This is a genomic window from Roseateles sp. GW821-FHT09H11 (assembly GCF_059415845.1).
In genome coordinates, this window is the sequence record NZ_JBWKOA010000008.1 from 35,841 (window position 1) to 60,050 (window position 24,210).

The following is a 24,210-nucleotide window of genomic DNA, read 5'->3' on the forward strand; positions in this document are numbered from 1 at the left end:
GCCCGTCCCTGTCCTGGCAGGGGCGGGCCGCCGTCCGTCCCGGCCTCCTGAATTGATTCGATCCGGACATGCTTCTTCACATCCCCGAAGTGCTCAGCAAGCAGGACGTGCGCGAGATGCGCAAGCTCCTGGACGCCGCGGACTGGACCGACGGCCGCGCCACCGTCGGCGAGCAGGGCGCGAAGGTCAAGCAGAACCGGCAGTTGCCGGTCGAGCATCCGGCCGCGCGCGAGATCGGCGCGCACATCCGGGAGGTGCTGGCGCGGCATCCGCTGTTCATCTCGGCGGCGCTGCCGCTGCGCACGCTGTCGCCGCTGTTCAACCGCTACGAGGGCGGCGAGCATTACGGCTTCCACGTCGACGGCGCGATCATGCGCCAGCAGGGCACCGACCAGCCGCTGCGCAGCGACGTGTCCTCGACCCTCTTCCTGAGCGAGCCCGACGAGTACGACGGCGGCGAGCTCGAGGTCGTCGACACCTACGGCACGCACGAGGTGAAGCTGCCCGCGGGCGACCTCATCGTCTACGCGAGCACCAGCCTGCATCGCGTGACGCCGGTGACGCGCGGCGCGCGCATCTGCTCGTTCTTCTGGACGCAGAGCCTGATCCGCCAGGACTGGCAGCGCGCGATGCTGTTCGAACTCGACCAGACCATCCAGAAGCTGCGCGGCCGACTCGGCGACGATGCCGAGACCACCGCGCTCACCGGCCACTATCACAACCTGCTGCGCCTCTGGGCCGAGACATGAACGGACCCAAGAGTGCGAATCCCGGCAGCCACGCGAAGCGGTCCGGCTGGCTGAAGCAGCTGCACCAGTGGCACTGGATCAGCTCCGCGATCTGCCTGATCGGCATGATCCTGTTCGCCGTCACCGGCATCACGCTGAACCACGCCGCCGACATCGAGTCCAAGCCGGCCATCGTCAGCAAGACCGCGCAATTGCCGGTCGAGCTGGCCGCGCCACTGAAACCGAAGTCCGCCGACGAAGCCGACAGCAAGGCCCCGGTGCCCGCCTCGGTGCGCACGTGGCTGGCCAAGGAACTGGGCCGCGCGATCGACGGCCGCGAGGCCGAGTGGAACCGCGATGAGATCTACCTCGCGATGCCGCGCCCCGGGGGCGATGCCTGGGTCCGCATCGCGCGCGACAGCGGCGAGGTCGAGTTCGAGGACACCGACCGCGGCTGGATCTCCTACCTCAACGACCTGCACAAGGGCCGCCACACCGGTGTGGCCTGGAGCTGGTTCATCGACATCTTTGCCGTCGCCTGCCTGCTGTTCTCGATCACCGGGCTGCTGATCCTGAAGTTCCACGCGGTCAGCCGACCCAGCACCTGGCCCCTCGTCGGCCTGGGGCTCGTGATTCCCGCGCTGCTGGCGCTGTTGCTGATCCATTGACCGTCCGACGACCGACACGCGCCGCTCCGACGGCGCGGTGGTCGTCTTCCAGTTTTCTCGCCGCTTCCTCTTCTTCTCCGCTCCGAGCCGCCGCCAGGACCTCCCCACCTTCAACCGAGACTCGACCATGAATCGCTCCGCAAGTCGTACCCTCCTCCAGATCGGTGCCCTCGGCACGCTGGGCACCCTGGCCGTCGGCTCGTCCGCCTGGGCCGCCACCGTCCAGCTCAAGCTGGAAGTGCCGCGCCTGAACGTCGCCGAATACCACCGCCCCTACATCGCCGTGTGGGTCGAGAAGGCCGGCGAGTCCGGCCCGGCGGTCGCGCAGCTGGCGGTCTGGTACGACACCAAGAAGCAGAACAACGCCGGCACCAAGTGGCTCAAGGACATGCGCCAGTGGTGGCGCCAGGGCGGCCGCAATCTCACGGTGCCTGCCGACGGCGTCACCGCCGCCACGCGCGCGCCGGGCGAGCACGCGATCTCGCTGGACACGAGTGCCGCGCTCGCCGCGCTGCCTCCGGGCAAGTACGAAGTCGTCGTCGAATCGAGCCGCGAAGCCGGTGGTCGTGAAGTGCAGCGCCTGCCGCTGACCTGGCCGGTCAAGGCCGCCGCGACGGCCAAGGCGCAGGGCGAGCACGAGCTCGGCGCGCTGGAACTGACGGTCAAGCCCTGATCACGCCGCGACAGGCTCCACGACAAGACACGGAGGAACTCACCATGATGAAGACTTCGATCGCTTCGCTGATCGGTACCCGCATGGCGACACGCGTCGCTCCCGTCGCGCTGGCCATCGCCGCGCTGCTCCCGCTGACCGCGCACGCGCACATGACCTGGCTGCTGCCCAACAAGGCGGCCTTCGACGGCAAGGAGCCGGTGGCATCGTTCGACGCCGCCGTCTCGGAAGACCTCTTCAACTTCGAGCGCGCGCTCAAGCTGGAGACCGTGCGCGTCACCGCGCCCGATGGCAAGACCGTCGAGGCCGAGAACCGCAGCGCCGCCCGCCATCGCGAGAGCTTCGACGTGAAGCTGACGCAGGACGGCACCTGGCGCATCAGCAACGTCAGCCAGTCGCTGATGGGCGCGTACAAGCAGGGCGGCGAGACCAGGCGCTTCCGGGGCACCAAGGAAAGCTTCGCCAAGGACGTGCCGGCCGATGCCGAGGTCACCGCGCTGACGGTGATGAGCAATCGCCAGCAGACCTTCGTCAGCAAGGAAGAGGCCGGCAAGGTCGACTTCAAGCCCGAGGGCGACGGCCTGGAGCTGCTGCCGCTGGGCCCGGTCACCGACCTGAGCCACGGCGACAAGACGAAGTTCCGTCTGGTGCTGGACGGCAAGCCGGCCGCCGACGTGCAGCTCAAGCTGATCCGCGAAGGCAACCGCTATCGCTACAAGTTCGGCGAGGTCGAACTCAAGTCCGATGCGAAGGGCGAGTTCACCGTTGAATGGACGGAGCCGGGCCGCTACTTCATCGGCGCCAGCACTGGTCCGGCGCGCGGCCCGAACGCGCCCACCGGCACGCGCGAAGCGCCGGTGCAGCGCGCCAGCGTGAGCGCCACCTTCGAGGTGTTGCCGAAGTGAGCGCGACCAGCGGGACGATGGCGACGCGCGGCGCGGGCATCGCGCCCGAGCCCCGCGTTCTCGTCCCGCTGCGCATCGATGGCGAGCCGCCGGCGCTCGGCCAGGCCGTGCATGCGCTCGCCGGCGAGACGATGGGGACGACCTGGTCCGTGCGATTCATCGGTCCGTCGGGACTTCGCCTCGCCGCGATCGAGGCGGCGGTCGTCCACGCCTGCGACGAGGTCATCGCGCAGATGAGCAGTTGGGACGCGAGCTCGGACCTCAGCCGTTTCAATGGCGCCGCAGCGGGCACCGCGTTCCCCTTGCCCGAAGGTTTCGCCACCGTCGTCGACGCGGCGCTGCGCATCGCGGCCGAGAGCGACGGCGCCTATGACCCGACCGCCGGCGCGCTCGTCGCGCTGTGGGGCTTCGGCCCCTCGGGCGAGACCGCGCGCGCGCCGCGCCACGATGCGCCCGACTTCCATGCGCCGACGCCCGAGGCCTGCGAACGCGTCCATTGCGGCTGGCAATCGCTGCCATGGGACGGCACGCGGCACGTGCTCATCCAACCGGGCGAGGCGACGCTGGACCTGTCGGCGATCGCCAAGGGCTTCGCGGTCGACCGCGTGTCCGCAGTCCTGACGGCACTCGGCATGCCGGACCACCTCGTCGAGATCGGCGGTGAACTCCGCGGGGCCGGGCTCAAGCCCGAGGGGCAGCCCTGGTGGGTCGACCTGGAGCCGCCGTCCGCCGATTGCGGCCTGGCGCCGGTGCGCATCGCGCTGCACGGACTGTCGGTCGCGACGTCCGGCGACTACCGGAAGTTCTTCGAGGAGGCCGGCGGACCGCGACGTTCCCACACCATCGATCCGCGCACCCGGCGGCCGATCGAGCACGGCCTGGCATCGGTCACGGTCCTGCACGACAGCGCGATGTGGGCCGACGGCTGGTCGACGGCGCTGATGGTGCTCGGGCCGGATGACGGCCTCGCCTTGGCGGAGCGACTCGGACTGGCTGCGCTGCTGGTGCGGCGTCGCGCGTCGGCTGAAGGCGGCGGCTTCGAGGAGCGCTTCTCCACCGCGATGCGCGCGCTGATGCTCTGATGGCTCCGATCCTGTCCCGACCCGCGGTGGCGCTGCTGCTGATCGCGCTCTATCTGCCGATGTGCGCCGCGGTCTGGTGGCGTCATCGCCGCCGACTGCGCCAGGCCGCCGACGCCGCCGCCGCGCTGCTGCCCGCCGCCGACGCGGGACCGCCGGTGCTGGTGCTGCACGCGAGCCAGACCGGTCAGGCCGAGGAGATCGCCTGGCAGACCGCCAAGGCGCTGCACCTGGCTGGCATGCCGGTGCGCGTGGCAGCGCTCGGCGAGATCGATCAGGAGGCCTTGCGCGGCGCGCGACATGCGCTGTTCATCGCCAGCACCTACGGCGAAGGCGACGCGCCGGACAGCGCGGCGCCATTCGCGCGCGACCTGATGGCGGCGGAGGGGAGCGGCCTGGATCTGTCCTCGCTGGAAGTCGGCGTGCTGGCGTTGGGCGACTCGACCTACGCGCATTTCTGCGGCTTCGGCCGCGCGCTCGATGCCTGGTTGCACGAGCGCGGCGCGCGTCCGATGTTCGATCGCATCGAGGCCGACCGCGCCAACGAACACGCGCTCGCCTCTTGGCGCCAACGGCTCAGTCACTTCGCCGGCACCGCCGATCTCGCCGAATGGGAGATGCCGGTCTTCACGCCGTGGCGTCTGCGCGCGCGGCGACATCTGAATCCGGGCAGCCTGGGCGGCCCGGTGTTCCATCTGGAACTGACACCGGCGGACGGCTCGCCGCTGCCGGGCTGGGAGGCGGGCGATCTCGTGCAGGTGAGCGTCGTGGCCGATGGCACCGACGACGCCGACCACGACGCGCAGCGGCCGCGCGAGTACACGATCTCCTCGCTCCCCTCGGACGGGCGCGTCGAGCTGATGGTCCGACGCACCGCGCGCGAGGACGGCACGCCCGGACTCGCGTCGGGGTGGCTGACCGGAGGGCTGCCGCTCGAAGGCACCGTGGCGATGCGCCTGCGCTCGCACGCGAGCTTCCGCATCGGTGCGAACGCCGATCGCAAGTTGATCCTCGTCGGCAACGGCACCGGACTGGCGGGACTGCGCGCGCACCTGAAGGCGCGCGCGGCGACCCGCATGGACACGACGAACCCCGCCGGCCGGCCCGTCGATCACGACAAGGCGCACGCACCGGTCTGGCTGCTCTTCGGTGAACGCCAGTCGGCGCACGACGCGCACTACCGCGATGAGATCGAGGCCTGGCAGCGCGACCGCCTGATCGCGCAGGCGGACTGGGCCTTCTCGCGCGACCAGACCGAGCGCGTGCATGTGCAGCATCTGCTCGCGCGGCACGCGCAGCAGCTGCGCGAATGGGTCGCCGACGGCGCCGCGTTCTACGTCTGCGGCAGCCTGCAAGGCATGGCCGGCGCGGTCGACGCGGTGTTGCGCGAGACGCTCGGCGAGGCCGATGTCGACGCCCTCATCCGCGATGGCCGCTACCGTCGCGACGTCTACTGAGCGCGCCGACCTGGATGCGGACGCCGATGCGCGCGGCGCGATGACCACGGGGAACCCCGTAGGTGAAGACGTGCGGCGCGCGTAGGACACGCGGAGATTGATGCGCGGCTGCGACAAACACAGGCCGCGACGTTGACTTCGAGGCCGTTTCCCCCCCCGGTAAAGCCTTCTCAATGACAGAGGTGCGCAGTACCATTGCCCGCGCAGGGTGCCATCGAGTACCGAAGGCGTCAGACCTTCACCAGGGCCCGGCACATCAACAACCCTTGATGGAGAGAATCGAAATGGCAACTGCGAAGAAGGCTGCGCCCGCCAAGAAGGCGGCACCGGCCAAGAAGGCGGCTCCGGCGAAGAAGGCCGCCGCTCCCGCGAAGAAGGCGGCTCCGGCGAAGAAGGCCGCGCCCGCGACGAAGGCGGCAGCCCCTGCGAAGAAGGCTGCTGCTCCCGCGAAGAAGCGCACCCCCAACGCCGCCTTCATGAAGGCCCTGACCCCCAGCCCCGCGCTGGCCGCGATCGTCGGCGACAAGCCGCTGCCGCGAACCGACGTGGTGAAGAAGGTCTGGGAATACATCAAGAAGCACAACCTGCAGGACGCTGCGCAGAAGCGCGTCATCAACGCCGATGCCAAGCTGAAGGAAATCTTCGGCAAGGCCAAGGCCGACATGTTCGAGATGACCCGACTGATCAACAGCCACCTGAAGGATTGAGCGGAGGGGTCGCGAGACCCCGCCGCATTCCGGACAAGGCCCGCCTCGCGCGGGCTTTTTTACGTCCGCCGGTCGGCCGCGCTCAGCGCGGCTCAGAGCCGTTCAAGGGCCGCGCGCAACTGGCGCACGTCGATCGGCTTGAGCCAGTAATCCTGGAAGCCCGCGGCACGCGCGCGCTGGCGTTGGTCGTCCATCACGTCGGCGGAGAGCGCGATGCAGCGCAGCTGAGCAAGTTGCGGCTGGGCCCGGACCAGGGCCATCAACTCCAGGCCGTTCATGTCGGGCAGGTTCATGTCCATCAGCACCAGCGAGGGCGTGACGCGCGACAGCGCGTCCATCGCCTGCGCGCCGGTCTCGGCGATGTCCAGGGTCCAGCCGGGCATCAGACGGAACACCTCTTCCATCAGCACGATGTTGATGCGGTCGTCCTCGACGTAGAGGACGTGACGGGCGGCGGTGGGGGACGACATGGCGGTGGCTGGCAGGGGACACGGCACGATAACAGCGAATCTCCGAGAGGGCAGCGTTGTCCATGCCGCCGGTGCTTTTACCCTGGGTGTGCGAACTGCGAGAGCAGTGTGACAAAAACCACGCGCGACCACACCCCCGGCTGAGGGGGACGGCCCGTAGCGACGGGGTTTCGCTCCCTACACTCCCGACCAATTCCTGTCACATCCCGTGATTCAAGCGCACGGATGGATACAGGAAAGACTGCCGGCAAGGCCTGACCCCGACGAGGTGTTCTCACGGAGGCGGCCGCCGAATAAAGAGATCAGTCATGTCGTTGGTGGCCGCATTCGCGTTGGCCGCGTCCACGGTGACGCTGCCGAACTGTTCCTGGGATCGACCCGGCGTGAACCCGTTCATGGGGGATCTCGTCGCGGCCGTGGACCGGTACAAGGACATCCCGGCGGCCACGCGCGCCAAGCTGAAGACCCGCATGGCGGCGCGTCAGTACGACGAGATCGTCGACATCCATCGCGACAGCATCGTCGGCCGCTACGACTACGGTGCGGAGATCCGCGACATGCACTTCGGCGCCGGATCGGTCTGCAAGACCGTCACGCGCGGCAAGTGGACCGAGCAGACGCTGGAACGCGGCCTCGTGTATTGCGAGGACGGTCAGTGCATCCTGGTGCCGACGGTCTGCCGCAATGTGAGCCGCATCTCGCGCGGCCAGCTCAAGCCCGCCGCGGGCGGCGCGCAGACGGCGAAGAACGAGGAAGGGCCGCTGATGTTCGAACCGCCGGCGGCCGGTGCCGCCGAAGGCGCGGGCGATCCGGGCAGCTTCTCGCGGACGGCAGCGCTGCCGCCAACAGCGACGTCCGATACCAGCCTGCTCGCGCCCACCACGCCGGGCAGCAGCAGCGGCGGACTGAGCGGCGGCGCAGCGCCCCCTGCGGGTGGCAGCCCCGGCATCATCACGTTGCCGCAGATCCCGCAGAACAGCGGTGGCAATGGCGGCACGCTGCCCGTGGTGCCCGGTGTGCCGGAGCCGCAGACGTGGCTGCTCTTCGCGTTGGGACTGGGCGCGCTGGCATTCGCGGTGAAGCGCAAGACCGTCGCTTGACTGCACCGGTCGGCGCGCGATCAAGCCGACCTCAGCCCCTCTTCTCCATCTCCCTCCTTCACTTGCCTACCGGCAAGTGAATTCCCTCCTTAAGTTCCGAAGAGGGGCTGAGGTCGTCTCGATCCGAACGATCGAGTGGGGCGAGGAGCGAGGTGCGGGGGGTTGATCAGCCGCGGGCGAGGAGCGGCTTCAGATAACGACCCGTGTGGCTGGCCTCGCAGGCGGCAACGTCCTCGGGCGTTCCTGCGACGAGCAGGCGGCCGCCGCCCGATCCTCCTTCGGGACCCATGTCGATCAGCCAGTCGGCCGTCTTGATGACGTCGAGGTTGTGCTCAATGATCACGATGGTGTTGCCCGCGTCGCGCAGTTGGTGCACGACCTTCAGCAGCAGCGCAATGTCCGCGAAGTGCAGGCCGGTCGTCGGCTCGTCCAGGATGTAGAGCGTGCGGCCGGTGTCGCGCTTGGACAGCTCCAGCGCCAGCTTGACCCGCTGCGCCTCGCCACCCGACAGCGTCGTCGCACTCTGCCCCAGCTTCACGTAACCCAGACCGACATCCATCAGCGTCTGCAGCTTGCGCGCCAGCGTCGGCACCGCGCTGAAGAAGGGCAGCGCGTCCTCCACCGTCAGGCCCAGCACCTCGGAGATGTTCCGGCCCTTGTAGAGGACCTCCAGCGTCTCGCGGTTGTAGCGCTTGCCGAAGCAGGTGTCGCACGGGACGTAGACGTCAGGCAGGAAGTGCATCTCCACCTTCAGCACGCCGTCGCCCTGGCAGGCCTCGCAGCGGCCGCCGGCCACGTTGAAGCTGAAGCGGCCCGCGCCGTAGCCGCGCTCGCGCGCGGTGGGCATCTCGGCGAACAGCTCGCGGATCGGCGTGAAGAGGCCGGTGTAGGTCGCCGGGTTCGAACGCGGCGTGCGGCCGATCGGGGACTGGTCGACGTTGATGACCTTGTCGAAGGCCTCCATGCCCTCGATCTCGTCGTGCTCGGCCGGCTCGGCGTGGCTCTGGTAGAGCTTGCGCGAGACCGCCGCGTACAGCGTGTCGTTGACCAGCGTGCTCTTGCCCGAACCGGACACCCCCGTCACGCAGGTCAGCAGCCCGACCGGGAACTCCGCGGTCACGCCCTTGAGGTTGTTGCCGCGTGCGTTGACGATCTTCAGCGTGCGCGGGTCGGGGCTGTCCGCCAGCGCATGGCGCTTCTTCGGAACCTCGATGCGGTCGAGACCGCTCAGGTAGCGACCCGTGGAGGACTCATGATTCGCCGCGACTTCCTCGGGCGTGCCCTGCGCCATGATCCGGCCGCCGTGGACGCCCGCGCCCGGACCGAGGTCCAGCACGTGGTCCGCCGCGCGGATCGCGTCCTCGTCGTGCTCGACGACGAGCACCGAGTTGCCCAGGTCGCGCAGTCGCCGCAGCGTGGCGATCAGGCGGTCGTTGTCGCGCTGGTGCAGGCCGATGCTGGGCTCGTCCAGCACGTACATCACGCCCGTCAGGCCCGAGCCGATCTGCGACGCGAGCCGGATCCGCTGCGCCTCGCCGCCCGACAGCGTGTCGGCGCTGCGGTCCAGGCTCAGGTAGTTGAGGCCGACGTCGTTGAGGAAGTGCAGCCGCGAGGCGATCTCGCGGATCACCTTGTCGGCGATCTCGGCCTTGGCGCCCTTGAGCTTCAGCCCCTCGAAGTAATGCAGCGCCTCGCGCAGCGTCGCGTGCTCGACCTCATAGATCGGCTTGCCGCGTTCGCCCTCGGCGGCTTCGGCCGGTTGCAGCAGCACGTTGCGGGCTTCGCGGCGCAGCCGCGAGCCCTCGCACTGCGGGCAGGGCTTGGCGCTCTGGTAGCGCGCGAGCTCCTCGCGCACCGCGGCCGAGTCGGTCTCGCGATAACGCCGCGTGAGGTTGGGCAGGATGCCTTCGAACGGGTGGGCGCGCTTGACGCTGCGCTTTTTCCCGTTCGCACCCTCGGCCTCGTAGGTGAAGCTGATCTCGTCCTCGCCGGAGCCCTGCAGCAAGACCTGGCGCGCCTGCTCGGGCAGGTCCTCGAACGGCAGCTCGATGTCGAAGCCGTAGTGCTTGGCGACCGTCTCCAGCATCGAGAAGGTGTAGGCGTTGCGCCGGTCCCAGCCCTTCACCGCGCCGCTGGCCAGACTCAGGGTGGGGAAGGCGACGACGCGCTCCGGATCGAAGACGGTGACCTGGCCGAGGCCCTCGCAGGACGGGCACGCGCCCACCGGGGAGTTGAACGAGAACAGCCGCGGCTCGAGTTCCGGCAGCGAGTAGCTGCAGATCGGGCACGCGAACTTGCTGGAGTAGATCGCCTCCGTGCCGCTGTCCATGTTCAACACCAGCGCGCGGCCGTCGGCCAGGCGCAGCGCGGCCTCGAAGCTCTCGGCCAGGCGCTGGCGCAGCGTGTCGGCGCTGTCGTGGCGCAGCTTGATGCGGTCGACGACGACGTCGATGTCGTGCTTCTCGGCCTTCTTCAGCGCGGGCAGCTCGGTCACCTCGACGGTCTGGCCGTCGACGCGGAAGCGGACGTAGCCCTGCGCCTGCAGGTCCTGGAACAGCTCGACGAACTCGCCCTTGCGATCGCGCACGACCGGCGCCAGCACCATCAGGCGCGACTCGTCCGGCATCGCCAGCACCGCGTCGACCATCTGGCCGACGCTCGACGCCTCCAGCGGCAGGTGATGGTCGGGGCAGAACGGCGTGCCGGCGCGCGCATAGAGCAGGCGCAGGTAGTCGTGGATCTCGGTGACCGTGCCCACGGTCGAGCGCGGGTTGTGGCTGGTGGCCTTCTGCTCGATCGAGATGGCCGGCGACAGGCCCTCGATGACGTCGACATCGGGCTTGTCCATCAGCTGCAGGAACTGCCGCGCGTAGGCCGACAGGCTCTCGACGTAGCGGCGCTGTCCCTCGGCGTACAGCGTGTCGAAGGCCAGCGAGGACTTGCCCGAGCCGGACAGGCCGGTGATGACGACCAGCTGGTTGCGCGGCAGGTCGACGTCGATGTTCTTGAGGTTGTGGGTGCGGGCGCCCCGGACGCGGATCATCGGCGTCTCGCCGACCGGTCGCAGCGCCTGTCCCAGGTATCGGCCGGCGCCCGACTGCAGCTCTGCGCCCGCCTTCGGCTCGGCGCTCGGCTCGGACGGGGCGGGGACGGCGGGCGGGACTTTCGTGGACATGGGGGCCGGGAGACAGCTGGAGTCGAACTCGCCATGATAGGGCCAGGGCTGGTTCCGCGCCGGGCCCTGCTGACACCGCGTGGCAGCGGGAGGAATGCCTAAATCCTTCCCGGTGACCCCGTCTTTGCGGGGGGGCTCCCACATTTCGGACGTGCAGAATCAGCCATCCCCCTCTGCCCCACCCTCCTTGATGAAGCTCAAAGCGCCGTCGCTGTCGCTGCGCAGCGTGATCCTGCTTGCGGTGGTGATCGGAATCGCCGTGCCGGCGCTGGCGCTGGTGGCGTTCAGCGATGCCTTCATCCGGCGCAGCCTGGAGCCGGTGCTGGAAGGCCAGCGCGCGGCCGTGCTGACGCTCGCCGCGAACGGTCTGGCCGAGCCGCTGTGGACGGTGGACAGTCCGGCGGTGCAGCGGGCGCTGGATCAGCTGCTGTCGGACGTGAACGTCTGCGCGGTCGAGCTCAGCGAGGAACGCGCCGACACCCGCGATGTCGTCCGCACCAAGTGCAGCCCTGGCTGGCCGACGGTCACGCTGGCGGCGACCATCCAGCGCGACGCGCAGGTGCTGGGCAGCCTGCGTGTGCAGTTCGACGACGCCGCGCAGGAGCGCATGCTGGAAGAAGGCCGTCAGCAGACGGCGCTGATCGTGGCGTTCCAGGTGGCGGCGGGTGTCGTCATCGTGCTGCTGGTCTTCTATCTGCGTCTGGTGCGACCGATCGACCGCCTGAAGCAGCTGGCCAGCGCGATCGCCGAACGCCAGCCGGTCCCGCGCCTGCGCTGGAACCGCAAGGACGAGCTGGGCCAGCTGGGCGTCCACCTGGACCAGATGGGCCAGCAGATCGCCGGCCTGCTGGCGGACATGGAAAGCAAGAACGCGCAGCTGCATCAGCTGGCGATGTACGACCACCTGACCGGACTGCCCAACCGGACGCTGTTCCGCGAGGTGTTCCTGCACGAGGCCGCCGTGGCGCGCCGCGAGCAGACGCATCTGGCGCTGCTGTTCGTCGACCTGGACCGCTTCAAGGCGATCAACGACTCGCTCGGCCACGCGGCCGGCGATCGCATGCTGCTGCAGGCCAGCGAGCGCCTGCGCCAGGCGGTGCGTGAATCTGACCTGGCCTGCCGCGTCAGCGGCGACGAGTTCCTGCTGCTGATGCGCGATTCGAGCGAGCACGTCGGGCATGCGGCGCAGCGGCTGATCGAGGCGCTGAACGCGCCGCTGCAGCTCGAAGGCGGCGTGGCGAGCGTGTCGGCCAGCGTCGGCATCGCGCTGTTCCCGCGCGACGGCGAGGACTTCGACACGCTGGTCCGGCACGCCGACCTGGCCATGTACCGCGCCAAGCAGATGGGCCGGTCGCGCTACAGCTTCTTCCAGCAGGACATGGACGCGGCGGCGGTGGAGCGGATGGAACTCGAGCGCGAGCTGAAGCTGGCGCTCGAACGCGACGAGCTGCTGCTCCATTACCAGGCCGTCGTGGACGCCCGCACCGGCGAGTGGTCGGGGCTGGAGGCGCTGATGCGCTGGCAGCATCCGCAGCGGGGTCTGGTCATGCCGGGCCAGTTCATCGAGCTGGCGGAAGAGACGGGGCAGATCCTGGCGCTCGGCTGGAGCACGATCGAGCAGGCCTGCGCTCAGCTGGCGCGCTGGAAGACGGCGGGGCGGCACCCGGGGCCGATCTCGATCAACCTGTCGGCGCTGCAGTTCCGGGAACCCCGGCTGGCCGAGCGCATCGCCGAGTCGATGCGCCGCCACGCCGTCGCTCCCGGCGAACTGGCGATCGAGCTGACCGAGAGCTCGCTGCTGACCGACACCGACACCGTCCTGCAGACGCTGGCGCGTCTGTCGGAACTGGGCCTGAGCCTGTCGGTGGACGACTTCGGGACGGGGTATTCCTCGCTCGCCTATCTGAAGCTGCTGCGCCCGGCGCGCCTGAAGATCGACCGCGCCTTCGTCCGCGACCTGCCCACCAGCGCCGACGACCGGGCGCTGGTCCGCGCCATGATGGGCATGGCCGAGGCGCTCAGCATCGACGTCGTCGCCGAGGGCGTCGAGACCGAGGCGCAGCGCGACGCGCTGCTGGCGCTCGGCTGCTGGCAGCAGCAGGGCTATCTCTACTGCCGGCCGCAGCCCGCCGTGGCGCTGGCGGACCGGCTGGCCGCCTGGCCGCCCCAGGCTGGGGCATCGCTCGCCGCGAGCGTCTGAGACCACCCCCCTAACTTCCGTTCAGCCGGCTGGCCGGCATTTCGGCGCGCGATTGCGGCAATTCGTCGCGTCCGGATGGCCTTGTCATGGACGGCGGCGCACAGTCCAACCTCGTTGAACCTTCCAGGACAGGAAAGACACCGCAGGGGACCACCATGAACGACGCCGCAAAGACCTTCCTCACCGCCCTGGCCGCCGTGGCCAGTGCCGCCGTCATCGCCTTGTGGCTGGCGGACACGAACGAGGCCGCGCGTCCGTCCAACACCCTGCCCCTGCACTGGGCCGAGCAGACCATGCCGGGACCTCAGGCCGATGAGGCCAGCAAGCCGCGCGGATGACCGTGCGGCCTGCGCTCCGATAGACGCCACGCTTCCCCCCGGCATTTCGAAGCCCGCCTGACCAGCGGGCTTCTTTTTTTTGACCGCTCCGGGTGTCCTCAGTGTCCGATGTGTCCGCGGACACAGGAAGCCAGATCGCTCAGAACACCGATGGAATGGGCGATCCCGGCGATCGAGGTCTTCCACTCATCCATTCGTCGCGATTCCGCGCAGTTCACTCCGCTGCCGCGCGCATTCGTCGCTTGTGGCTCGCGAAGCAGGGTCGCAATGACGACACTGACTTCACTGACACACGCAACCCCTTCAAGGAGATCGACATGAGCACCACCACTTCCAAGACCCGTTCCACCCGCAGCCCGCGCATCGGCATGACCGGCGCCGCGAGCTTCAAGGCCTTCGCCTTCGGCATCGGCGCCACGCTGGCGATCGCATTCAGCCTGCTCCACGTGCAGGAACAGCGCGAGCAACGCGCCGCCGTCATCACGCTGGATCCGGTGGTCATCACCGCCAAGCGCACGCAGCTGCCCACGGTCTACATCACCGGCCGCCGCGACACGTCGGCCGACGGCCGGCAACTGGCTTCGGCCGCGCAGGTCGGTTGCACCACCCAGCTCTGCTGAGCTCCCGCGGTTGCGCTGTCAGAGCGGCGACCGCGGCAGATCAGCTGTAGCGCTCGCCAACGAAAACGCCCGGCATTGCCGGGCGTTTTCCTTTTCATCAGGGCGATCGCATGACGACCGCATGGCGATCGCATGACGCGACGAAGGGCCCGACGGGGCCTGGGGGTCAGTCCTCGCTCAGCACGCGCAGCAGCGCGTCGCCGTAGGCCTCGAGCTTCTTCGCGCCGATGCCGCTGATGCCGGACATCTCGTCGAGGGACTTCGGCTGCACGCGCGCGAGCTCCGCGAGCGTGACGTTCTGGAAGATCACGTAGGCCGGCAACCCGTGTTCGCGCGCCACCTCGGCGCGCCAGGTCTTGAGCGCGTCGAAGCGCCCCTGCGCCGCCGCGTCCAGATCGGCTTCCGCTTCCGAGCGCCGGGCCGACGACGCGCCCGTGCGGCTGGACTTGCTCCGCTTGGTCGGCGTGGCGGGCTGACGCAGCAGCATCCGCACTTCGCCGCGCAGCACGGCCTTGGCCTCGCCGCCGAGGGAGAGCGTGTTGTATTCGCCCTCCGTCACCGCGTAGCCCAGCGCGATCAGCTGGCGGATCACCGCGCGCCACTGCTGCTCGCTGAGCGATGCGCCGACGCTCCAGGTGCTCAGCTCGTGGTGCCGGTACTGCTTGACCTTGTCGGTCTCCTTGCCGCGCAGCACGTCGATCAGGTGACCGGAGCCGAAGCTGAATCCCGTCACCTGATGGAAGCGGTAGATGCACGACAGCGCCATCCGCGCCGCCTCGGTCGCATCCCAGGTCGCGGGCGGGTTCAGGCAGTTGTCGCAGTTGCCGCAGGGCTGGCTGTCTTCGCCGAAGTAGGCCAGCAGCCGCACTCGCCGGCAGTCGATGGCCTCGGCCAGCGCGAGCAGCGCGTCGAGCTTGCCGCGCTGCACCTGCTTGAATTCGTCGGTGGACGGGCTCTCGTCGATCATGCGCCGCTGCTGGACGACGTCTGCAAGCCCATAGGCCATCCACGCCTCGGCCGGCGCGCCGTCGCGACCGGCGCGGCCGGTCTCCTGGTAATAGCCCTCGATGTTCTTGGGCAGGTCCAGGTGGGCGACGAAGCGCACGTCGGGCTTGTCGATGCCCATGCCGAAGGCGATGGTCGCGACCATGACGATGCCGTCCTCGCGCAGGAAGCGGTCCTGGTGGCGCTTGCGCTGGTCCTGCTCCATGCCCGCGTGGTACGGCAGCGCGTTGATGCCCTTGGACCGCAGCCAGTCGGCGGTCTCGTCGACCTTCTTGCGGCTCTGGCAGTAGACGACGCCGGCCGCGTCCTCGTGCTCGTCCTGGATGAAGCGCAGCAGCTGCTCGCGCGGGCTGTCCTTCTCGACGATCAGGTAGCGGATGTTGGGCCGGTCGAAGGACGCGACGAAGACCCGCGCCTCTTCGAGCTGCAGCCGCTCGATGATGTCGGCGCGGGTGATGTCGTCGGCGGTGGCCGTCAGCGCGATGCGCGGGATGTCGGGGAAGCGCTCGTGGAGCAGGCTCAGCGACAGGTACTCGCTGCGGAAGTCGTGGCCCCACTGGCTGACGCAATGCGCCTCGTCGATCGCGAACAGGCTGAGCAGGCCGCGCTCGTACAGCGACTGCATCTGCGCGATGAAGCGCGGCGTGTTGACGCGTTCCGGCGCGGCGTACAGCAGCGTGATGCGGCCGGCGAGCATCTCGCGCTCGATGCGCTGCGTTTCCTCGGACGTCTGCGTGGAGTTGAGGAACGCGGCCTCGACGCCGGCCTCCTCGAGCGCGCCGACCTGGTCGTGCATCAGGGCGATCAGCGGACTGACGACCACGGTGACGCCATGGCCGGCGCGCTGACGCGCGATCGCGGGGATCTGGTAGCAGAGCGACTTGCCGCCGCCGGTGGGCATGAGGACCAGCGCGTCGCTGCCGGCGGTCACGTGATCGACGATCGAGGCCTGCTGGCCGCGAAAGGCGCTGTAACCGAACACCTCTTGCAGGATGTCGAGCGGGACGGGATGATGGCTGGACGAACTCATGGAGCTCTCGATTGTCCCGCACATCGACGGGTCCGCCGTTGACCCGATCCCGATCGGGCCGAGATCCGGGCCGCGGTCGGCGCAGAGCGGCATCGAACCTCCACAGCACAGGCAGACACGTCGACCATGATCGCTGCGCCGTTGCCCGATGACGAGAACGCCCGCCTGTCCACGCTGCGCGTGCTGCAGGTGCTGGACACGGATCCCGAGGAACGCTTCGACCGCCTGACGCGGATGGCCAGACGGCTGTTCCAGGTGCCGATCGCGCTGGTCAGCCTGATCGACGCGGACCGGCAATGGTTCAAGTCCGCGCAGGGCCTCGACGTGCGCGAAACACCGCGCGACCTCAGCTTCTGCGGCCACGCCATCCTGTCGGAAGACATCCTGCTGATCCCCGACGCGCATGCGGATCCGCGCTTCGCCGACAACCCGCTGGTGACCGGCCCGCCGCACATCCGCTTCTACGCGGGCTGCCCGGTGCGTGCGCCGAGCGGTCACCGGCTCGGCACGCTGTGCCTGATCGACCGCGTGCCGCGCGGCTTCGACGCGGACGACCAGGCGACGCTGCGCGATCTGGCCTTCATGGTCGAACAGCAGTTCGCGGCGATGTACATGGCGATGGTCGACGAACTCACGGGTCTCGCGAACCGGCGTGGCTTCGAATCGCAGGCGGGCCACGTGCTGGCGCTCTGCCGGCGCCAGCAGTGGCCGGCGACGATGCTGTACTTCGATCTGGATCACTTCAAGCACGTCAACGATCGCTACGGCCACGCGGAGGGCGACTGGGCGCTGAAGTCCTTCGCGGACATCCTGCGCTTCTGCCTGCGGGCGTCGGACGTGGTGGCCCGCACCGGCGGGGACGAGTTCGTGGCGCTGCTCAGCGGCACGGCCACCGAGCAGATGGCCCCGGCGCTGGAGCGGGTGCGGACGCAGGTCGGCGCGCTCAATCTGCGCGCGCAGCGAGGCTACCAACTGGCCTTCAGCGTGGGTGACGCGGCGATGTCCGCAGAGCAGCCGCTGGCCCTGGACGAACTGATGCAGCAGGCGGACGCGGCGATGTACGCGCACAAGCAGTCGAGGCGGCGGCTGGACTGAGCCGCGGGCTCCCGATCCAGGTCGTTCAGCGACTTGGAGATGCCATCGGATTGGTGTTTGCTTGGAAGTGTCCTGGGAAAGGGCAGGCGGCATAATCCGACGCCTGCGCCGCGTTTCGGGAAGCCGAACCGGTCCGAAACAGCTCAATGCAACCCGAAACGCCTGTTCCGGGCGATTGGCGGCGCAAAAGCATCCTTTTCAGAACACCCCAACCATACGCAAGCGAAGGCAACCACCATGGCCTCGGTCAACAAAGTCATCATCCTCGGCAACCTGGGCCGTGATCCCGAACTGCGCTACACGCCGAGCGGCAGCGCGGTGTGCAACGTGAGCATCGCGACGACGCGCAACTGGAAGAGCCGCGAAGGCGGCGAGCGCCAGGAAGAGACCGAATGGCACCGTGTGGTGTTCTACGACCGCCTGGCCGAGATCGCCGGCGAGTACCTGAAGAAGGGCCGCCCGGTCTACGTCGAAGGCCGCCTGAAGACCCGCAAGTGGCAGGACAAGGAAGGCAAGGACAACTACACCACCGAGATCATTGCCGAGCAGATGCAACTGCTGGGCGGCCGTGACGGCGGCGATGAGATGGGCGGTGGCGGTGGTGGCGGCTACAGCCGCGAGCAGCGCGGCGGCGGTCAAGGCGGTGGCCAGGGTGGCGGCGGCAGCGGTCGCGACAGCGGCGACTTCGACGCGCCGCGCGCGCCGGCTCCCCGCGCGGCAGCCCCTCGCGCCCCGGCCCCCGCGCCGAAGGCCGCGACCGGCTTCGACGACATGGATGACGATATTCCGTTCTGATCGACCTGGTTCCCGACGAACCGATGTCTGAACGAACGAGGCCCGCCGGCATCACTGCCGCGGGCCTTTTTCATCGCCGATGACCACTGAATCCCGTCCATCGCCCGAGGTGCGCCTCGCGCAGTCCTTCGAAGTCTTCGACGTGTCGCCGATCAAGTGGGGATCGTCGTCGATGGTGGTCAGCGTCCGCGTCGACGGGCGCGCCCACTACGCACTGCCACTCGTCGGCAAACCTCAGGCGTTGAGAGGCGTACCAGCGGTCGTCGCATTCGACAGTCCGAAGGAAAGGCGCGTCCTGGGATGGTGTCTGCCGACCACGGGCGAAGTCCAGATCGTCCAGGGATGGAATCCGTGGCTGGGCCTGGTGCCCGCGGGTCTCGTCACGGCCTGCTCGATCTTCCTCGCCACCAGGATCATGCCGTCATGGGCCGCCGTGATGATCGGCTTGACGATGCTCCGACTGTCCGTATGGAGGATCCAGGACGTCGTTCGAAAACGGCAAGGCTTGAAGGACGCGCTCGCTCACCTTGCTGCCGCGAATGCCGTGCCGCCACCCGATGGCGCGCAAGGGTCAGGCATGAACGAGCGCTTCTCCGCCACTTTGAAGCCCCTGTTGAAGCACTGGGGCCGGCAGTCGACCATGCGGCTGGCCCCCGGCCTGTCCGATGCGGAGATCACCGACTTCGAACGCCGCCATGCCATCCGTCTGCCGGAGGACTTCGCGGCCTACCTGCGCCTCGCGAACGGTTTCAAGGCGGAAGGCACCTGGGATGACTGCGACGACCAGACGTTCGAGTTCTTCCCCCTGCGAGAGGAGTACCTCGTGCAGCCCGGATATCTCAAGTTCTGCGAATGGGTCGTCGGCATGAACGACTACGGCATTTGCGTCGACCCCGACGGACCATTGGGAACGGTCGTGGCCCTCTACGGAGAAGGCCGGGTCAGGGTGATCGCCCCGAGCTTCTCCGCCTTCGCTACGCTGTACATCGCGGATGACAGCGCGCTCTATGGTGGCGCCTCGTGAGGCGTTGGAACCGCGCTTGCCCGATCGCTACTGAGCCCATGCTTCCTGCCCGTCGCCAACGAAGATGACGGGTGTCAGGTCGTCGAGGCGGCTGTAACGGGCGTGCACTTTCCATCCGTTCGTGCACGGGACAAACCTACGTCGGCGCGGCGTCTCCCGCAAATGCCGATCAGCAACACGATGACGTGACGGGTGGGAGGCACCTTCCCTCTTCTCGTTCGGTTTGCAGCGCAAGTCTGGATGCGTGCGCTACTCGCCCACGACTTAACGAACAAATAACGAGTTCGTGGCACCCGAGAAACATCCTTGATTCAATTGCTTGAGGCCAACGCGAACGGAGGTCAGCGTTGGGCTTCCTTTGATACTCTGCGCCGGTCCCGCACGGGGCTCGCCCACGCCGCGATACAGCGGCGGAGCCAGAAGATTCAAGAGGGAGCTTCCATGATCGAACCATCGATCCGCGTCTTGCTGCGCGATCCGACGCCTGTCGCAAGACCCCCGACGGACCTGCCGCCCGGCAGTTGATCGCGTGTGCGATCCCTTCGCGATCGCACCGTCCTCTCGACCCGCCCGACCACACAGTTGCGCCTTTGCGCGCACGGCCGTGGTTCGACGTCCTCGATTTCCTCTACCTAGCCAACTCGCCACATGCACTCCAGCTTGCCGAGCCGTCCTCTTGCATCTTCTTCGGACAGGACGCCCTCCCTGCCTGCGCGAAGCCGCGCGATGTTCCTTGCTGTGGCGATGGCGGCCATCGGATGCTTCGGCATGCGTTCGGCCTCCGCCGAGGACATCTCCAAGAACAACGTGAATGCGGACGCCCGTCCCGTCACGAAATCGCGCGTGGATCCTTATACGGGACAGCTCACGCTGTCCTACACGGATGTTGTGATTCCCGGAAAGTTGCCGATTGAGATCAGTCGGGTGTTCCGGACCGATACCGCGACCACCGACGGCCATTCATCTTCCAGCACTCAGATGTTCCCGACTGTGGACATCTACACCGGTGTCATCGTGTCGCAGACGTCCCCATTCTTTTGGCAATTCGCTGGCGGCGGCGGCGTCGCCTCTCAGGAGTGGGTTGGATTGGGCTATGGCTGGCGCCACTTCATCGGGCCACGCATTACGTTCTCGATCCCGATGGACGCGTCGATCGAGGACTACTACTGCCCGACCAGAACAAATACCCCTTACGTTGCGAACCTCTATCTCATGCCCCGTCTCGAGCTCGGCGATGGGACCGTCATGTCACTGGAATGGTCGTCGGAATACCCGAACGCGGACACCATGCGTACGGCCTCGGGGTGGAAGGTCAAGTGCACCCAGCCGGCGACGGGAAGCTCTCTTGTGGCGACCGATCCGTCAGGGGTGCGCTACGAAATGGGAATGCGCGAGTGGGGTGTCCAGATGGCAAACACCTTGGTGCGTGCAACCAGGATCACGGACCTTGACGGCAATCGGATCGACATCAAGTACGAGCCCCGTGGCCGAGCCGACGGCAAGTTCGCTTTCGGGACCACGCACGACGCTCCGATCGGAAACGCACGCTACCTGAACGTCCCTGTTCAGATCAGCCGCAACGATGGCGTGGTGGTCGACCTTTCCTATGACGACGGTCTGCCTGCGCTCGCCAGCACCCAGGATGGTCGCCAACCGCAAATCCAGGTGATCTCCATGGCAGGCAAGCGGCTCGCGGAATTCGCCTTCGACGAGACCACGGTCTTCTATTCCTTCCTGAAACGCGTGACCTACGCGGACGGGCGCAGCTATGAATACTCGCACTATCCACTCAATGGCGGAGACAACTCGAAGTCCTATTCGCTGAAGTCGATCCGGCATCCTTCAGGCCTGACGGAGGAGATCGACTACGTGAGCAATACGCCTCAACCGGCGATGACCTGGAATGAATGCTGGAGGATGTTGTCTCGGCCTCAGGATAAGGATCCCTTTCTCAACGATGCGCCATCTGATCCGACAGGCATTCGCACTCAAGACGATGGATTCGCGGCGCCGCTCTTCGTGATGCAACCGCGCCGACTCCAGCGAGTTCGCTCGATCGAACGCAGCAATGGCGGATTCGAGCGATACACATATACGCGCGGACAAAAGCAGGACGAATATGACGTCGTGACGCTGGACGAGCCGGCCGCCAGGACTGTGTTCTATTTTGCCGGTGGCGGATCCTTCGCGCCGAAGGACAACGCGCCCACCAAGCTCTACACCAAAAAGGCCTGGGGTCCGGATAAAGGCTTCAAGGACGAGGATCGGGGAGAACGCTACTGCCTGAATACCGTCGCTGAGTCGGCGTGGAAGAACGGCGCCCTGATGAAGAAGACCATCGGCAATTCCTATGAGGAATCCTACGAGTACATGGGGTATCCGACGGTCTCCGGATTGCGGAGCACCGTCGACGGAGAAGGTTTCGTCCGAAGCGAATTTGCCGTCTTGCGCAACCCCGGTGGTCTTCCTCACCGCCGCGTGATGACCTCCCGGACGATCAAGAGCGACGGCGTTCAATACAAGGAGAACTACGGGGTGTTCGATTGGTTCGGTCGTCCTTCGGTGAAGACCGAGGAGGGGCCAGGAGGCACCACGCGCGCGACGCAGACCGTCTTCCACAACGACATGGACCTGAACATCCTCGACCAGATCGAGAAGGTCACTGTCGGTCCGGACATTCCCAAGGACGTGCCGCCCACGAAGCCGCCGAAGTGCGAAACCAATCCGGCGCTCTGCTCCTAACGGTCGTCGACAGCAAGAGAATCGAATGAGCAAGTTCAATCAACGACGAGTCGCCGGCGTTGCCGGCGCGATCGCCTTGTCGTCGGTCTGTGCCATTGCGCAGGCTCAGACCTATTCGACGACCACTGTGACCTTTGTGCCCGGCAAGCGGCAGATCGCTACCGAAACGCGCGACGGCGTCACGACAAGCTATACCTACTTGTCCAGTGGCGAGGTAGAGACCGTGACCGACGCCCGCGGCTATGTGACGCGCTTCGGCAGCTACAAGAGAGGTGTGCCTCAAACCGAGGTCCACGCGGAGGGGATGCCCGAGCAGTTCACGATCAGCCGCAGCGTCGATAATTTCGGCTGCGTCGTATCGGAGACCGACGGCGAGGGAAAGACGACGCAGTACACACGCGATGTCTATTGCCGTCCGACGTCGATCACGTATGCAAAGTCGGATGTCAATGCAGCGACGATCACCTATGCGCCGTTCAGCGATTCCGCCCCGGAGACGCACACGTTGATTCGTGGGCCCCTGACGGATATCAAGAAGTTCGACTCGGGAGGGCGTCTGGTCGAACGCATCACCGGAGGCGTGAAGCAGGTCTGGACCTACGACACCATGGGACGACTCACGTTCAAGTCCTATCCCGTGGAAGCCTCCGCCTCTGCAACGGCGGGTACCAGCTACGCGTATGACGCACTGGGACGCAAGACCCGCGTCACGCATGTGGATGGCACGTTCGCGACGTACGACTATCTAGCCAGCCCCGGCGGTCAGCCACAGATCAAGCTGACCGACGAACGTGGCTACGTCGTCACCCATACCTACCGGGCCTTCGGCAGCCCGGACATGTCGGACCTGATCGCGATGAACACGTCGACGCCGACTTCCGACCTGTCCCTGAAGCGCAACATCATGGGACAGGTCACCGAGGTCACCCAGGGCGGTTTCACTCGCAGCTACGTCTACGACAGTCGCTTCTTCCTCGTGTCGGCCAAGAATCCGGAGACCGGAACGACCGTCTACGGCCGTGACCCGTTCGACAACATTTCGTCCATCCAGATCGGCGGCGGCGGAATGACCTATTTCGACCGGGACGGTCACGGCCGCCTGACCGCGATCCGATATCCCGACGCGTCCAGAAACGTTACCCAGACCTGGTTCAAGAACGGCCTGCCAAAGACCGCGACCAACGGCGCGGGCACCCGGAGCTGGAGCTACGACGACGACAAAAACCTGATCGAGGGAAAGCTGGACGTCGGCGCGCACAGCTTCGCGACGAGCTACGGTTACGACGTGAACGATCGGTTGAAGAGCATCGGCTATCCCAAGAAGGGGGTCGTTCTGGACCTCGCGCCCGACGCCTTGGGTCGGGCGACGAGGATCGGTTCCTATGCGACCCAGGTCGACTACTACCCGTCCGGCGGCGTCAAGTCGGTCACTTACGGCAACGGCGTGGTCGCGCAGCTCGGGTTGGATGACCGTCGACGGCCGTCGACGGTGTCCGTCGGCAAAGGCGGCCGTACCTTCGTCGGCATCACAGCGGATTACGACGCCTCAGACAACGTCAAGTCGATCGTGGACACGGCCAACGCCGCCAACGACCGCGGCTTCGGTTACGACGGCATCAGTCGCATGACCGAGGTCAGGCTGGGTTCCGCGTCTTTCCCGATCACCTACGACGGCGCCGGCAACATCACGCAGCAGACCTTCGGCGGTCAACTCGACTACGTCTACGACCCGGCCTCCAACCTGTTGAAGTCGACGTCGGGTACCAAGGTCGGTCAGTACACGCACGATCCCCGCGGCAATGTCACTTCCAATGGCGCCATCTCGTTCGAGTACGACGACAACTCGCGACTGACCTGCGCGCGGTGCGGGACGGCCGATCGTGTCGACTATGCCTACGATGCGCTCGGCATGCGCCAGAGCCGGACCAAGGGTGGGCAGACCACCTACCAGGTGTACGCTGGCAACGGCGACCTGCTGATGGAGTTCAGTCCCGAAGCCAATCAGCGGCAGGAGCACGTCTACCTGGGTGGTCAGAAGATCGCCACGACGACGCAGCCCGCGTACTTCTCGACCGCATTGATGCTGACGAGTTCGGCGGCCGCGATCCAGCCGGGACAGGCGGTCACGCTGCGTGCTGCCGTCACGGGAGGACGCACGCCGGATGGTGTCGTGAACTTCTATGACAACGGCACCTTCATCGGCTCGGGATCGCTCAGCGGTGGCGTCGCCACCTTGACGACGGCGGCACTGCCCTTCGGCTTCCACAACTTCACTGCGGCGTACGCGGGTGATGGCACGAACGCCCAGAGCAGCACGCTGTTGGCCACGAGCGTCGATTCTGGAGGCGCCGGAGCGGCGCTGTCGGCCATCCTCTCGATCCTGCTGGACGATTGAAGCG

Annotated in this window: 19 protein-coding genes; 16 read left to right on the forward strand and 3 right to left on the reverse strand. The window is 67.3% G+C overall.

All coding sequences use genetic code 11. The features are described from left to right. The first annotated feature begins 68 nt into the window (after nucleotides 1-68). The 7 genes from AC07PR_RS24335 to AC07PR_RS24365 all read left to right on the forward strand — a co-directional run bounded on the left by AC07PR_RS24335 (nucleotide 69) and on the right by AC07PR_RS24365 (nucleotide 6,217). Nucleotides 69-749 (forward strand): Fe2+-dependent dioxygenase, encoded by a 681-nt coding sequence (locus tag AC07PR_RS24335; RefSeq protein WP_431100711.1) that lies wholly within the window; start codon nucleotides 69-71, stop codon nucleotides 747-749. Further along, nucleotides 746-1,396, forward strand: coding sequence for a PepSY-associated TM helix domain-containing protein (locus AC07PR_RS24340; protein WP_483108185.1), 651 nt, complete (start codon nucleotides 746-748; stop codon nucleotides 1,394-1,396). The genes AC07PR_RS24335 and AC07PR_RS24340 overlap by 4 nt, the downstream gene beginning before the upstream one ends. Before the next feature lie 127 nt (nucleotides 1,397-1,523). Further along, a complete protein-coding gene (locus AC07PR_RS24345) occupies nucleotides 1,524-2,069 on the forward strand; it encodes a DUF2271 domain-containing protein (RefSeq protein ID WP_431100710.1) in 546 nt (181 codons plus the stop codon). 44 nt (nucleotides 2,070-2,113) lie between these two features. Then, nucleotides 2,114-2,974 (forward strand): DUF4198 domain-containing protein, encoded by an 861-nt coding sequence (locus AC07PR_RS24350; RefSeq protein WP_495136842.1) that lies wholly within the window; start codon nucleotides 2,114-2,116, stop codon nucleotides 2,972-2,974. Further along, complete coding sequence (locus AC07PR_RS24355) at nucleotides 2,971-4,056, forward strand: FAD:protein FMN transferase (protein WP_495136843.1); 1,086 nt, start codon at nucleotides 2,971-2,973, stop codon at nucleotides 4,054-4,056. The genes AC07PR_RS24350 and AC07PR_RS24355 overlap by 4 nt, the downstream gene beginning before the upstream one ends. After that, nucleotides 4,056-5,510: a sulfite reductase subunit alpha gene (locus tag AC07PR_RS24360; protein ID WP_495136844.1), complete on the forward strand. Its 1,455-nt coding sequence runs from the start codon at nucleotides 4,056-4,058 to the stop codon at nucleotides 5,508-5,510. The genes AC07PR_RS24355 and AC07PR_RS24360 overlap by 1 nt, the downstream gene beginning before the upstream one ends. 284 nt (nucleotides 5,511-5,794) lie before the next feature. Beyond that, complete coding sequence (locus AC07PR_RS24365) at nucleotides 5,795-6,217, forward strand: SWIB/MDM2 domain-containing protein (RefSeq protein ID WP_377159173.1); 423 nt, start codon at nucleotides 5,795-5,797, stop codon at nucleotides 6,215-6,217. 92 nt (nucleotides 6,218-6,309) lie between these two features. Here the strand turns inward: AC07PR_RS24365 and AC07PR_RS24370 are convergent, their stop codons facing one another. Then, nucleotides 6,310-6,687, reverse strand: coding sequence for a response regulator (locus AC07PR_RS24370; RefSeq protein WP_495136845.1), 378 nt, complete (start codon nucleotides 6,685-6,687; stop codon nucleotides 6,310-6,312). A 308-nt stretch (nucleotides 6,688-6,995) separates the two neighbouring features. Between AC07PR_RS24370 and AC07PR_RS24375 the strand changes: the two genes are divergently transcribed. Then, nucleotides 6,996-7,787 carry an MHFG family PEP-CTERM protein gene (locus AC07PR_RS24375; RefSeq protein ID WP_495136846.1) on the forward strand — a complete coding sequence of 264 codons (792 nt, stop codon included), beginning with the start codon at nucleotides 6,996-6,998 and terminating at the stop codon, nucleotides 7,785-7,787. A 166-nt stretch (nucleotides 7,788-7,953) separates the two neighbouring features. Here the strand turns inward: AC07PR_RS24375 and uvrA are convergent, their stop codons facing one another. Next, entirely contained in the window at nucleotides 7,954-10,962 is a 3,009-nt protein-coding gene (uvrA, locus tag AC07PR_RS24380) for an excinuclease ABC subunit UvrA (protein WP_495136847.1), read from the reverse strand. Nucleotides 10,963-11,152: 190 nt separating this feature from the next. On the opposite strand from uvrA, the gene AC07PR_RS24385 reads away from it, so the two are divergent. The 3 genes from AC07PR_RS24385 (at nucleotide 11,153) to AC07PR_RS24395 (ending at nucleotide 14,120) form a co-directional block, all read left to right on the forward strand. Continuing rightward, nucleotides 11,153-13,162 (forward strand): putative bifunctional diguanylate cyclase/phosphodiesterase, encoded by a 2,010-nt coding sequence (locus tag AC07PR_RS24385; RefSeq protein ID WP_495136848.1) that lies wholly within the window; start codon nucleotides 11,153-11,155, stop codon nucleotides 13,160-13,162. A gap of 155 nt (nucleotides 13,163-13,317) precedes the next feature. Next, nucleotides 13,318-13,500, forward strand: coding sequence for a hypothetical protein (locus AC07PR_RS24390; protein WP_377159177.1), 183 nt, complete (start codon nucleotides 13,318-13,320; stop codon nucleotides 13,498-13,500). 317 nt (nucleotides 13,501-13,817) lie between these two features. Continuing rightward, nucleotides 13,818-14,120 carry a hypothetical protein gene (locus tag AC07PR_RS24395; protein ID WP_483108179.1) on the forward strand — a complete coding sequence of 101 codons (303 nt, stop codon included), beginning with the start codon at nucleotides 13,818-13,820 and terminating at the stop codon, nucleotides 14,118-14,120. A 166-nt stretch (nucleotides 14,121-14,286) separates the two neighbouring features. Here AC07PR_RS24395 and recQ read toward each other — a convergent pair whose 3' ends face one another. After that, nucleotides 14,287-16,155 carry a DNA helicase RecQ gene (recQ, locus tag AC07PR_RS24400; protein WP_495136849.1) on the reverse strand — a complete coding sequence of 623 codons (1,869 nt, stop codon included), beginning with the start codon at nucleotides 16,153-16,155 and terminating at the stop codon, nucleotides 14,287-14,289. Between the two features lie 126 nt (nucleotides 16,156-16,281). Here recQ and AC07PR_RS24405 point away from each other — a divergent pair, with 126 nt between their 5' ends. The 5 genes from AC07PR_RS24405 to AC07PR_RS24425 all read left to right on the forward strand — a co-directional run bounded on the left by AC07PR_RS24405 (nucleotide 16,282) and on the right by AC07PR_RS24425 (nucleotide 24,206). Beyond that, nucleotides 16,282-17,250 carry a GGDEF domain-containing protein gene (locus AC07PR_RS24405; RefSeq protein WP_495136850.1) on the forward strand — a complete coding sequence of 323 codons (969 nt, stop codon included), beginning with the start codon at nucleotides 16,282-16,284 and terminating at the stop codon, nucleotides 17,248-17,250. Nucleotides 17,251-17,487: 237 nt separating this feature from the next. Continuing rightward, complete coding sequence (locus AC07PR_RS24410; RefSeq protein ID WP_088408626.1) at nucleotides 17,488-18,045, forward strand: single-stranded DNA-binding protein; 558 nt, start codon at nucleotides 17,488-17,490, stop codon at nucleotides 18,043-18,045. A gap of 142 nt (nucleotides 18,046-18,187) precedes the next feature. Beyond that, nucleotides 18,188-19,069, forward strand: coding sequence for an SMI1/KNR4 family protein (locus tag AC07PR_RS24415; RefSeq protein ID WP_495136851.1), 882 nt, complete (start codon nucleotides 18,188-18,190; stop codon nucleotides 19,067-19,069). Nucleotides 19,070-19,795: 726 nt separating this feature from the next. Further along, nucleotides 19,796-21,811, forward strand: coding sequence for a hypothetical protein (locus AC07PR_RS24420; protein WP_495136852.1), 2,016 nt, complete (start codon nucleotides 19,796-19,798; stop codon nucleotides 21,809-21,811). Nucleotides 21,812-21,836: 25 nt separating this feature from the next. Then, on the forward strand, nucleotides 21,837-24,206 hold the full coding sequence (locus AC07PR_RS24425) for an Ig-like domain repeat protein (RefSeq protein ID WP_495136853.1): 2,370 nt from the start codon (nucleotides 21,837-21,839) through the stop codon (nucleotides 24,204-24,206). Nucleotides 24,207-24,210 lie beyond the last annotated feature (4 nt).

Coding starts and splice junctions, on each gene's coding strand:
- AC07PR_RS24345 (WP_431100710.1), top strand. CDS start 1,524: ATGAATCGCTCCGCAAGTCGTACCCTCCTCCAGATCGGTGCCCTCGGC.
- AC07PR_RS24370 (WP_495136845.1), bottom strand. CDS start 6,687: ATGTCGTCCCCCACCGCCGCCCGTCACGTCCTCTACGTCGAGGACGAC.
- AC07PR_RS24395 (WP_483108179.1), top strand. CDS start 13,818: ATGAGCACCACCACTTCCAAGACCCGTTCCACCCGCAGCCCGCGCATC.
- AC07PR_RS24335 (WP_431100711.1), top strand. CDS start 69: ATGCTTCTTCACATCCCCGAAGTGCTCAGCAAGCAGGACGTGCGCGAG.
- AC07PR_RS24390 (WP_377159177.1), top strand. CDS start 13,318: ATGAACGACGCCGCAAAGACCTTCCTCACCGCCCTGGCCGCCGTGGCC.
- AC07PR_RS24385 (WP_495136848.1), top strand. CDS start 11,153: ATGAAGCTCAAAGCGCCGTCGCTGTCGCTGCGCAGCGTGATCCTGCTT.
- uvrA (WP_495136847.1), bottom strand. CDS start 10,962: ATGTCCACGAAAGTCCCGCCCGCCGTCCCCGCCCCGTCCGAGCCGAGC.
- AC07PR_RS24365 (WP_377159173.1), top strand. CDS start 5,795: ATGGCAACTGCGAAGAAGGCTGCGCCCGCCAAGAAGGCGGCACCGGCC.
- AC07PR_RS24420 (WP_495136852.1), top strand. CDS start 19,796: ATGTTCCTTGCTGTGGCGATGGCGGCCATCGGATGCTTCGGCATGCGT.
- AC07PR_RS24375 (WP_495136846.1), top strand. CDS start 6,996: ATGTCGTTGGTGGCCGCATTCGCGTTGGCCGCGTCCACGGTGACGCTG.
- AC07PR_RS24350 (WP_495136842.1), top strand. CDS start 2,114: ATGATGAAGACTTCGATCGCTTCGCTGATCGGTACCCGCATGGCGACA.
- AC07PR_RS24425 (WP_495136853.1), top strand. CDS start 21,837: ATGAGCAAGTTCAATCAACGACGAGTCGCCGGCGTTGCCGGCGCGATC.
- AC07PR_RS24405 (WP_495136850.1), top strand. CDS start 16,282: ATGATCGCTGCGCCGTTGCCCGATGACGAGAACGCCCGCCTGTCCACG.
- AC07PR_RS24340 (WP_483108185.1), top strand. CDS start 746: ATGAACGGACCCAAGAGTGCGAATCCCGGCAGCCACGCGAAGCGGTCC.
- AC07PR_RS24410 (WP_088408626.1), top strand. CDS start 17,488: ATGGCCTCGGTCAACAAAGTCATCATCCTCGGCAACCTGGGCCGTGAT.
- recQ (WP_495136849.1), bottom strand. CDS start 16,155: ATGAGTTCGTCCAGCCATCATCCCGTCCCGCTCGACATCCTGCAAGAG.
- AC07PR_RS24360 (WP_495136844.1), top strand. CDS start 4,056: ATGGCTCCGATCCTGTCCCGACCCGCGGTGGCGCTGCTGCTGATCGCG.